The organism is Streptomyces anulatus (genome assembly GCF_000721175.1).
GTDB classification, from domain to species: Bacteria; Actinomycetota; Actinomycetes; order Streptomycetales; family Streptomycetaceae; genus Streptomyces; species Streptomyces anulatus_C.
In genome coordinates, this window is the sequence record NZ_JOEZ01000074.1 from 1 (window position 1) to 6859 (window position 6859).

At 69.0% G+C, this 6859-nt stretch carries 10 protein-coding genes; 2 read left to right on the plus strand and 8 right to left on the minus strand.

The annotated features are described in order from the left end of the window. Window positions 1–634: 634 nt before the first annotated feature. The 7 genes from IG90_RS43140 to IG90_RS44610 form a co-directional block, all read right to left on the minus strand. Complete coding sequence (locus IG90_RS43140) at window positions 635–976, minus strand: hypothetical protein (RefSeq protein WP_157846404.1); 342 nt, start codon at window positions 974–976, stop codon at window positions 635–637. Then, window positions 955–1857, minus strand: a complete 903-nt coding sequence (locus IG90_RS40335; RefSeq protein ID WP_051860449.1) for an MFS transporter — start codon at window positions 1855–1857, stop codon at window positions 955–957. Before IG90_RS40335 ends, IG90_RS43140 begins: the two co-directional genes overlap by 22 nt. Before the next feature lie 567 nt (window positions 1858–2424). Then, window positions 2425–2751 carry a MarR family winged helix-turn-helix transcriptional regulator gene (locus IG90_RS0138300; protein ID WP_078585559.1) on the minus strand — a complete coding sequence of 109 codons (327 nt, stop codon included), beginning with the start codon at window positions 2749–2751 and terminating at the stop codon, window positions 2425–2427. An 87-nt stretch (window positions 2752–2838) separates the two neighbouring features. Then, a complete protein-coding gene (locus IG90_RS40340; protein ID WP_051860451.1) occupies window positions 2839–3177 on the minus strand; it encodes a transposase in 339 nt (112 codons plus the stop codon). Between the two features lie 402 nt (window positions 3178–3579). Beyond that, window positions 3580–4044, minus strand: a complete 465-nt coding sequence (locus IG90_RS40345) for a hypothetical protein (RefSeq protein WP_157846405.1) — start codon at window positions 4042–4044, stop codon at window positions 3580–3582. An 86-nt stretch (window positions 4045–4130) separates the two neighbouring features. After that, entirely contained in the window at window positions 4131–4352 is a 222-nt protein-coding gene (locus IG90_RS0138310) for a hypothetical protein (RefSeq protein ID WP_030595751.1), read from the minus strand. A gap of 57 nt (window positions 4353–4409) precedes the next feature. Continuing rightward, window positions 4410–4592, minus strand: coding sequence for a hypothetical protein (locus IG90_RS44610; protein ID WP_157846406.1), 183 nt, complete (start codon window positions 4590–4592; stop codon window positions 4410–4412). Between the two features lie 202 nt (window positions 4593–4794). Here IG90_RS44610 and IG90_RS0138320 point away from each other — a divergent pair, with 202 nt between their 5' ends. After that, window positions 4795–5574: a hypothetical protein gene (locus tag IG90_RS0138320; protein ID WP_030595755.1), complete on the plus strand. Its 780-nt coding sequence runs from the start codon at window positions 4795–4797 to the stop codon at window positions 5572–5574. A gap of 302 nt (window positions 5575–5876) precedes the next feature. Here the strand turns inward: IG90_RS0138320 and IG90_RS0138325 are convergent, their stop codons facing one another. After that, window positions 5877–6101 (minus strand): helix-turn-helix domain-containing protein, encoded by a 225-nt coding sequence (locus tag IG90_RS0138325; protein WP_030595758.1) that lies wholly within the window; start codon window positions 6099–6101, stop codon window positions 5877–5879. Between the two features lie 180 nt (window positions 6102–6281). Here IG90_RS0138325 and IG90_RS0138330 point away from each other — a divergent pair, with 180 nt between their 5' ends. Further along, a complete protein-coding gene (locus tag IG90_RS0138330; RefSeq protein WP_051860452.1) occupies window positions 6282–6791 on the plus strand; it encodes a hypothetical protein in 510 nt (169 codons plus the stop codon). Window positions 6792–6859: the final 68 nt, after the last annotated feature.

Genomic DNA, 6859 nt, shown 5'->3' on the forward strand with positions numbered 1-6859 from the left:
ATCGTCATGAGTCCACACAACCCTTGATGATCACGCGGTGGCCGTTCCAGTTCTCACGCGGGTCCGACCCAAGATCGCGAAGTCACACTGGAGTACTAGGTGCACGGATGGCAGGTGCAACTGTGCAGGGAAGCCCTTGAGGACTGCCGGACCGTGCGCCAGCCACCGCCGTGGGGGATACTGCCGAGCTTTTCGACGCCGACGTGCACCAGCTCAGCGCGGCTGCGCTCAATACGGCATATCGGCTCGCCGTCGGCCAGCCAAGCCGGTTCGGCCGTGGCAGATCAGCACGCGGTGAACGGCGGAGGCGGGGCGGCCCGGGATCGGGTTGGCCCGGGCCGGGCTTGCGGGCCTGCCGCACATCGCATTCAGCCGCTTCCGTTTTGAGCACTGCTCGGTGCGAGGCTGAGCACGGTTCGCCCGAGCGATCCCACAGGCCGGGATCTCCAAGCGCCCGTTCAGCATGACCGAGTGCCACCGCGGGACATCGTCGTGCTCGCCCTGCACGAGGGCAAGGAGCGCGGCGGGGCTGATTTCGCGCGGCTGGTCGCGACCGTCGGCCTGCAGCACACGCCCCGGCATACTGCTCTGGCCGTCGGCGTGTTGATCGCCGGAGCTGACGCTGATGAGCGGCTCAGGTTTCATCGGCGATGCGGGGTGTGCGGACGAACACCGTAGCCAGCGCCACCGCGAGGGGAAAGACGGTGAATACCAGCAGGACTGGGCGATAGGAGCTGGCCAGGCCTCTGCCGTAGGCGAGGGCCAATGGACCGAACGCAGAAGCACCGACCGTCACGGAATGCTTGACCCCGCGGATGGCCCCGAGATGCCTCACTCCGAAGCACCGGGGGAAGACCACGGCCTCCAGTGTCCGGACGCCATGGCCGACCGCGCCGAGGGCGAGGCTGTAGCCCAGCACGGAGATGCCAGGTTGCACCCACCCTGCACCTGCGGTCAGAGCGGCGAGGATGAGCATGACCGAGATGATGAGAAAGCGGTCGGAGAACCGGTCGGCGAGCCACCCGAGTGCCAGGGTGGCCGCGAGGCCGGCCACCATCTGCGGCAGGAAGGTGGCTGCAGCCTCGTGGCACTGAGGCCACGCTCACCGAGTAGGGACACCTGCTGGAAGTTGAGGCCGGTACCGATAAGGCTGCAGACCCCCACCCCCAGCGCAACCACCCAGAACACACCGGTATGCAGCGCTTGGCGCAGGGTCAGATCAATGGGCTCCGCCTCATCCGCCTCTGCTCCGACTTCCTCCCCCGCCAGGGCAACGCCTCCGGCTTCGGACGAGTCAGTGCCGCTTTGGGGGCGAGGGGGCAGGAACAGGGCTGCGGGAACGACGAGCAACAACACGGCGAGCCCCTCCAGTACCAGGGCCGTACGCCAGCCCTGGTACTGGATCACTCGCTCCAGGGCCAGAGGTGCGAGCCAGATGATCGCTGTGCCGACGGCCGAAGTAAGGCCCATGGCCAGTCCGCGGCGACGCTCGATGTAGATGGCCACGGCCGTGGTCGCGACGAGGCTGAGTGCCCCTTGCCCGCCTACGCGCATGCCAATGAACGCCGTTGTGAGGCTGGGGACGCCCGCGATGAGGCTCGAAGCGATGAGGGTTCCGCCGAAGCACAACGCGACGCTGGCCATCAGGGCACGCGGGCCGAAACGGTCAATGAGCCTTCCGAGGAACGGCATGACGAAGGCGCCAGAGACAGACCCGATGAGGTAGGCGGTGGAGACAGCCGAGCGGCTCACACCGAGATCCTGGATGAGCGGGTCGACGAAGGCCGAGACGGCCGTGGTCTGTCCGGGGGCAGTCAGGCCGAACGCGATGGAAGTGATGGTGACGATGCGCACCATGGACGAGCGGTCCGGCTGCGAGGCGCTTAACGCCGGTGCGGTGCGGGAGGAAGAGCCGAGAGTCAAGACGATGAGTCCTTCGTGATGGTGAACTTCAGCAGCCTTGTGCCCGGGTGGCTGCGAGGGCAGCCCTCCACCCGGCAGAGGCAAGCTGCCCCTGGGCGAGTACGAGGAAGGGGGTGGCCCTGGCGATCAGGCCGCAGTGTCCGCCGACACGTCAGGATCGAGGCAAACCGGACTCTCCGTTTCGATCACGATGACCGACCAGTCCGTGTAATCGGCGCCACCCTATTCATGTCAGGACCTTTGCGGGACTCCTCGGAAACCCCGTGGCTGATTCCCTGCGGGTCGCGGACGATTCGCCCAGCCTAAAAGACGTTCCCCGCTATATACCCACCGTGCATCCAGTGCGCTTCGGCGTAATCTGAGATTGCGACGCGCCTGTGGCGCAGTGGCCCTTTGAGTCAACTGCATTCGAGCTCAACGTATCCGTGAAATTTGCGGGTCGTCAAGATATTTTCGATCTCATATAAATGACGACTGGGTGATATTCAAGATTTCTTCGCGTCAAACTGTTCGGCTGTCAAATACTTGAGAAGTCAGGCCAGTTGGCAATGCCGCCTGGCTGGTGATCGCCTGTTCCAGCTGTGCCCGCCCGAGTGCCGTCAGACCGACCGTGACCAGGCGCCGGTCGTGCTCGGCGGGGGTGCGGTATACAAGGCCTTTCGCCTCAAGCGTGTTCACAACCCTGGAGATGGCGGCCTGGGCCGCGTCGGACAGGCGGGCGAGCTCGCGCACTTCCAGGTCGTCGGTGGCCCAAAGTATGTTCAGCACACGGAACCCCGCCCAGCTCCAGCCAAACTGTCGGTGATGGGCATCGAGCTTCTGCGACAGGCGAGCGAAGACCGGCGATTGCCGCGGGTATCGGCTTTCGCCGGGGCTTGTAGAAAACTCCGTCGTCGCAGGTCGGGGACGAGTTCCTCAGGGTGGGCGCAACGCTATCTCGGCGTCCGAGATCCAGCTCTGGTCCTCCTCGTCCCAGACCGCCTTGGGGCACTTGATCGGCGTCCAGGCGCCCTCATCGATGCGGGCGATCGCGGCCTTGACGGAGGCGTTCATCCGCACGGTGATGGAGAACCGCGCGCCCAGTGCCCGGCAGGAGTTCACGACGTCGGCGCCGTGGAACGCGGAGTCCGCTCGCATCACCAGCAGGCCGCCGGCGCCGCAGGCGCGGGCTGTGCGGATGGTCTCGGCGACGAACGATGCCGCCCCGCGCGCGGAGTTCGACGGTCCTTTGCGCAGCCTCGTGGCAGCGATCAAGGGGGGACAGGGGCGTAGAGACGATGCCGAGCAGTGCGTTCAGGCCCTTGACCTTGCTGTATCCGTAGCCGGTGCCCTGTTTGGAGTAGCCGTAGGTGCGGCGGATGGTGTCATCGATGTCCACATAGGCGACCTGGACCGCGCCAGGCAGTAGTGGGGTGTGACGGGCCAGTGCGGGCAGGAACCGGCGGGCCACGGCGTGCAGTTGTTTCACGTGCCCGTGCGTGAAGGAGCGCAGAAACGATCCCAGCGTGGACGGGGCCCGGACCCCGGAGAACAGGCGGCGCGGGGTCTGCAGGGCGAGCAGGGCGATCAGCTCGTCGCGCGCCGATCGCTGTCGCGGGCTCCTGACTGTCCGTTTCGTTCTGCCTGTGGCGGCTGGACGGCTTCCCTGCGGCGGTGTCAGTCCGTTCTCTGTGCCGGGGCGGTGCTGAGGCGGAAGAGGACGTGCCGGGCCTTGCGCTGGATTTCTTCCAGCAGGCCCTGGCCGGCCATGTCGCGCAGGGCCCGGCGGACGTCCCTGCGTGAGGGGGCGCCGATGGCCACGCGGACGTCTTCGGCCGACCACAGTCGCTGGGGGACCTGACCCATGAGGGCCAGAATCGCCTCGGTGTCCAACTGCTGCCCGGGTGCCGAGGGTTGTGTGGGTTGGGTGGTGCTGGGCAGGACCTGTGCCAGGTCCGGCGGGTTGGCGACCAGTTCGTCCCACAGCTTCCCCAGGCGCGGAATGTCAGCCACCGTGTCGCGCATGCGCTCGTACATCTGGGCCTCGGCCGCCGCCTTCCTGGCGCGGCGGTCGAACTCCGCGCGCAGGGCCTCTGCGCCGGCCGGGGTCTTCACATCGCACCAGGACCGAAAGTTTTCCACGTCCGGCACGGTATCGGTGGGCCCGGCCCAAGCAAAGGTGTCCGCCGCTGCCGTCCCCCGTAGCGGTGAAAGATCGCACGAGGCCGCTACCAGGCAAGGCCATGCTGCCCGTCGGGCAGCCACCCCTGCAGGTGACCGTCGAGGAAGGCCCCGAGCTCGGCCGGCCGGGTGGCCACCTCGCCGGCGAGGAGCCGTGCGACGGGCCACCAGGACATGCCGTGCGTTCCGGGCCCGGGGCGCGGGGTGCCGGGCGGCAGCAGGACGAGCAGCAGACGCCGGTTCACCGCGTGGTGGTGATCCGCCAGCACGGGCGGGTGCGTCCAGGGAACCCCTACGGTGCTGGCGACCGGCGCATGTCCGAGCCCTCACCAGTGGCGGGCGGCATCGCGCACGGCGGACCGGCAGGACTGGCCGGTGCGCACCTCGGTCTGCGGCGGCTGCCAGAAGAGCGTGTGGTCGCACAGCAGCACCTCGGCGCACGAGCGGTCCACCAGGGCCAGGGCGGCCACAGCACGCGGCTGGGGTGAGGGCGGTTCCATTCCGGCCACACTGCCCTCATGCCATTGGAATGGCACCTTGGCGGGGCCTTCTGGGTGGGGGTGCGGTGCGGGCTACTGCGGCCTGTGCGCCAGGGCTCCACCGGCCCTGTGGGCTGCGATTGTCGTCGCGGTGAAGGCCCGGTCACTCGTCAGAGTGGAGAGAGGCTATTGGGTGGCCGCACGCTCTGGCCGCAGCCCTAAGGTGGCACGCATGGACAGGATCACCCTGACCTGGGAAGCCGCGCTGGCCGATCCGTCTGCCGCCGCCGTGCTCCTCAGAAGGCTCGAAGAAAAGGCCGAGGCCTACATCGCCCGGTCGCGCACGATGCGCCAGTGGCTGGAGAGCGTGCCGCCGCTCACTGTGATGGGGACCTCTCCGCCCACCACCGAGCCGGAGGACCGCAGCGCGCGGACTCCGGGCCCCGGGGCAGCGCCTGACGGTGCTCCATGCGGCGACGGTTCGGGCGGCGGGGCGCGGACGCGGGACGGGAGATCGACCCGCGGACCACGGGACGGCACCCGCGGCCGCCCTGACGAAGAACCCTCGCCCCCGGCCGCCGGGGACTCACCGCCGGCCGGGCCGCACGAGGGTCGCGACCGGGACGGCTCGGACGGGGGCACGGTCCCGCCCCAGCGCCGGACAGCCGGACGCGAAGAGGCCGGGCCCGGTACGGCCGACGGTCAGTACACCGCGTCGGCGCCCCGTACCGGCGAGGACGGCCGCGGGCAGGAGACGGCACCGCCCGGTGACCAGCAGCCGACGCTGTACGAGCGCGTCGAGGCACTCCTGGAGGGGTTCAGGCCCGGTGCTCCCCAGACCGCCCGGGGTATCGCCCAGATGATCGGCCACGCGAACCTGCGGAGCCTGCGGCCCATTCTGGACCGGATGGCCGTGCGGGGGCTGCTGGTGAAGACCGAACTCCACCCGCGCGCCGTGGTCTACCACCGCCCGGAGACCGAAGGATCAGCAAAGGAGGCGACGATGTTCTGACCCCGCCCCAGTTCACGATCAAGGGGACCGGGCCGCCGCCAACTCTCACATCAGCGGCGGCCCTGAGCGACCCGGACCCCAGCAAGCCACCTTTTCACAGTGTCCCGTTGCGCTGCCCGTGGGCAGCTGGCGGGACAGGCAGTGCGGCCCGGTCGTCTTCGGCACTTTAGCGCGGGCACCGCGCCAGAGTGCCGGGTACGGCCGTGCCGTCATCCCATCGAGTGGCCCACCGACGGTGGGCCACCCCGTCGAGGACGGTCACGATGCCACCACCTTCCCCCGTGCCGCGCACCCGCGGCACCTCACACCTCCCGGCCCGGCCACAGGTCGCGGTCCAGGGCCTTCTCCAGGCTGGCGACGGTCAGCAGGTCCGGCCAGACCCGCCCCTCCAGAACATTGGCGATGGTCAGCCGGCTGACCCCGCTGTGACGCGACAGCTTGGCCACCGACCAGCCGGTGCTCTCCAGCGCCGAGGCCAGCGCGAGGGCCAAAGCCTGGGCGACCTTGGCCCCGTGATGGTCAGTCAACACAGCTCTTGGCCAGAGCCCGCCATGGACGAATCCGCGCGGGCAAACGGAACGGCTGTCTCCTCGGGGCACATGCCCCAGTCTCACCCATCCGGATCTCCCGGGTCGCACGGCGTCCCCCAGCACCCAGCATGGTATTCCAATGGCACCCCGCCGGGGGTGTTCGTCTGGAGGATGCTGATGGAGCGTCGCATCGCGCAGTACCAACCCTCGAACAGACCACCTGCCTGGGAACGCGTTGCCGACGAGGTCCGCACCACCGTCGCCCGTGCCACCCCCACAACCACCCATCGCGCCCGGGACCTCCTCACCGCCCTGACCCGGATCGCCGTCTACGCCGACCAGCAGGGCCACCGGGCCGACGCCCGCCTGTGGCTGGCCCCCGCGATGGTCGAGCAGTTCGCAGCGGCAGGCTGCCCGGAGGTCACCCAGGCCACCCGCGCGAACTACCGCGCATGCCTCACCGCCCTCAGGACCGCCGTCTTCGGGCCCGACCTGCCCGGCGGACGCCCCGTCCCACTCTCCGCGTCCGACCCCTCCCAGCCCTACAGCCCGAACGACAAGGCAGGCCTGTGGGCCTGGGCCGGCGGCCAGCCCACCGCCGAACTCCGCCGCGGACTGTGGCTGCTGCTGGCCCTCGGCCTGGGCTGCGGCCTAGATGTATTGCCCCGGGAGGTTGTGGACGGGTGATGCAGCTCTCGGCTGAGGGATCTTGAACGGGTGAGGGCCTTCCGGGTTCGGTGTGGATTGCGACGTCT

Coding starts and splice junctions, on each gene's coding strand:
- IG90_RS0138330 (WP_051860452.1), top strand. CDS start 6,282: ATGGAGCGTCGCATCGCGCAGTACCAACCCTCGAACAGACCACCTGCC.
- IG90_RS40335 (WP_051860449.1), bottom strand. CDS start 1,857: ATGGTGCGCATCGTCACCATCACTTCCATCGCGTTCGGCCTGACTGCC.
- IG90_RS0138320 (WP_030595755.1), top strand. CDS start 4,795: ATGGACAGGATCACCCTGACCTGGGAAGCCGCGCTGGCCGATCCGTCT.
- IG90_RS43140 (WP_157846404.1), bottom strand. CDS start 976: ATGCTCATCCTCGCCGCTCTGACCGCAGGTGCAGGGTGGGTGCAACCT.